This is a genomic window from Sphingomonas sp. 66-10, assembly GCF_001897045.1.
GTDB lineage: Bacteria > Pseudomonadota > Alphaproteobacteria > Sphingomonadales > Sphingomonadaceae > Sphingomonas > Sphingomonas lycopersici.
Genome location: NZ_MKRR01000001.1, coordinates 68,335 through 71,217, shown reverse-complemented (window position 1 = coordinate 71,217; position 2,883 = coordinate 68,335). Strand labels below are relative to the sequence as shown.

The 2,883-nt window shown below is 67.4% G+C and carries 3 protein-coding genes; all 3 read right to left on the bottom strand.

Annotated elements, in window-relative coordinates; translation table 11 throughout:
• A partial coding sequence (locus BGN95_RS00360; RefSeq protein ID WP_286771276.1) for a TonB-dependent receptor plug domain-containing protein occupies positions 1-1,621 on the bottom strand: 1,621 nt, incomplete at its 3' end.
• Positions 1,622-1,825: 204 nt separating this feature from the next.
• On the bottom strand, positions 1,826-2,416 hold the full coding sequence (locus BGN95_RS00355) for a nucleotidyltransferase family protein (protein ID WP_179512463.1): 591 nt from the start codon (positions 2,414-2,416) through the stop codon (positions 1,826-1,828).
• Positions 2,403-2,883: AMP-binding enzyme (locus tag BGN95_RS00350; RefSeq protein ID WP_286771275.1), on the bottom strand; the 481-nt coding region annotated here is incomplete at its 5' end. The genes BGN95_RS00355 and BGN95_RS00350, both read right to left, overlap by 14 nt.

Here is a 2,883-nt window from a genome sequence, read left to right as displayed (position 1 = left end):
AGATGTAGTTGCGCGCGGCCTGACTCGCCTGCCCCGAGCCGAGGATGTTGAGCGGGGCGCAGGTCGAACTGATCGTCTGGATCGCCGCATTCACCGCGCCGGGACGGCAGACGATATTGCCCGAACCGTCGACCACCACGTCGAGCGCGTTGCGGAAATTCTGCTCGACCAGCTTGTTCTGGCGGACATCCATCTGCGACCGGCCGTAGACCGCCGAGGCTTCCCAGCTGAAATCGCGCCCGCCGATGCCGAGCGTCCCGTCGAACCCGCCGACGAAGCGATAGGTCTCGACGGTCGATTCCGCGCGCCCGGTGGTGAGATCGGAAAGCGCGCGGCCGAGGTAGAAGACATTCTGCCCGGCGGGCAGATTGGCGGCGATCGTCGCGCGATCGGCGGCGCTGAGATAGGGGTTGTCGAGGCTGATCGCGATATTGCCGTTGGGCGAGCCGGCGGGGCCGAACAATGCCGTATTGTAATTGGGCTCGTCGATCAGGTTGACGCTCTTCGAATGGCTGTACCAGCCCTCGCCGAAGAAGCGCACGTTGTCGGTAAGCTGGTAGCTGAGCCGGACGCTGCCGAGATAACGTTCCGAATCGGTCAGCAGGTTCGATCGCGAGGGCATGTCGAAGCCGTTGCCGCCGCTGCTGATGAAGCCTTGACGCATCATCGTGCCGAGATCGAGCGGGACGAGCCTGCCGTTCGATCCGAACTGGAGCAGTTGCCCCGCGGCATTGCGGATTCCCGAGCGCACGGCGAGATAATCGTCGTCCGAAAAGGGCGTGCCGCCGGCGGTGAAGGCCGTGAAGCGCTGCCCCGGATAGACGACCTGCCGATAGGGCGAATTGAGCGAAGCGGGCGGGGTGCCGAAGAACGAGCCGCGCTCGGTCACGGCGCGGCTGCCCGCGGTCAGCCCGTCGCCGTGATCATATTCGCCCGACACGGTGATATTGCCGCGCCCGCCGGCGAAATTGGTGCCCGCGAGCAGGCTGAGCTGCTGTTCGGGGGCATCGCCGCGTTGCGAGACGCCGCTCTGCGCGCGGAGCTCAACCCCGGTATAATCGCGCTTGAGGATGATGTTGACCGTTCCCGCGATCGCATCCGAGCCGTAGATCGGCGCGCCGCCGACGGTCACCGTCTCGATCCGCTCGATCAGCGAGGTCGGGATCGTGTTGAGATCGACCTGCGAGCCCGGGCTGACCGGGCCGAAGATCGTCGCGGTGTTGGACGAGACGAAGCGCCGGCCGTCGACCAGCACCAATGTGCGCTGCGAGCCGAGCCCGAAGAAATCGACGAAGGTCTGCCCCGGCCCGAACGGCGATTGCGCACCGGTCGCGCTCGCACCCGGCGGGCCGAACGCGGGGATCTCGGTCAGCGCCTGGGCGACATTGGTATAACCGCGATTGTCGATCTCGTTCTTGCCGATCACCTGCGTCGGCTGGAAGGTATCGAACTGCGGTCGGGGAATGCGCGAGCCGGTGACGACGACGTCGGCGGGGGTGTCCTGCGGTGCAGCCGCAGCGGCATCGGATGCGCTCTGCGCGAGCGCCGGCGCTGCAGCGAGGAGCAACGCAGTCGCGCTGACGCCGCGCAGGATAACGGTACGGGCCGATGCCGTATTCATGACTAAACCTCTGTGAAATATGAAATTTACTGTCGGCCAGCGACGAACCGGCACTGCGCGCGCGATGCGGTTTGCGCGCGGGATCGTCTTTGACGGAACATCCTCAACGAATCGTTACCGCAGCGAACCGAGCCTCGGTGCACGCGGATTTAGCAATGGTGCTCGGACGGTGTCGGGGCTTCTTTTGTACCAGTCGAAGGTCGGTCAGTCGGCGTCGTCGAGCGTCACCGCGCGCGCCAGATCGGCGGGGGCGTCGATATCGGCGAGCCAGCCCGCCGCCGCCGCGACGCGCGCCGCGGTGGCGAGCAGGTCGCGCGCGCCGCGGTCGCCGGTTCGAGCGCACAGGTCCGCGAACGAGGATCGGCCGAACAGCGCGGGCGGCATCGGTTGTCCCGCGCGGTCCGATGCGACGATTGGGGCCTGGGCGGGGTCGAACCTCGCCAGCAGGGCGTCGAAATGCGTCGCCGGTACATTGGGCATGTCGCCGAGGCAGATCAGCGCGGCATCGACCGTCTCGGGCAGCGCGCCGATGCCGAGCGCCAGCGAATGCGAGAGCCCGCGCCCCGGCGCATCGTTGCGCAAGACATGAAATCCGCTGTCGTCGAGCAGCGCCGCGACGCGATCGTCGCTGCACACCGCGATCCGCGCGCCGAACCCGAGCCCCGCGAGCCGTTCGGCGACGTGGCGCACCAGAGGTTGCCCGCGCAGCTCGGCGAGCAATTTGTCGGCCGCGCCGAACCGGCGCGACTCCCCGGCGGCGAGGAGCAATGCCCCAACGCGCTCAGCCGCGATCATGCCCCGCCATAGCGTCGCTAAGCTGACGCAATCGCTGTTTGAGGATCTTGCCGCTGGCGTTGCGCGGCAGATCGTCGACGAAGACGATCCGCTTGGGGCGCTTGAACCCGGCGAGCCGCGTCGCGCAATGCGCCTCGACATCGGCCGCCGACACCTCGGCCCCGGCGCGGCGCACGACGAAGGCGGTGACCGCCTCGATCCAGCGCGGATCGGGCAGCCCGATCACCGCCACCTCGGAGACGTGCGGGTGGGTGTAGATCGCCTCCTCCACCTCGCGCGACGAGACATTCTCACCGCCGGTCTTGATCATGTCCTTCTTGCGGTCGACGATCGTGATGAACCCGTCGGCGTCGATCGTCGCGAGATCGCCGCTGTGGAACCAGCCGCCGGCGAAGGCGGCGTCGGACAATTCGGGCTGGCGCCAATAACCCGTCAGCAATTGCGGCGATCGATGCACCACCTCGCCG

What these genes read in the sequence shown, in the direction of transcription:
- BGN95_RS00355 (WP_179512463.1), bottom strand. Translation starts at nt 2,416, where the DNA reads ATGATCGCGGCTGAGCGCGTTGGGGCATTGCTCCTCGCCGCCGGGGAG.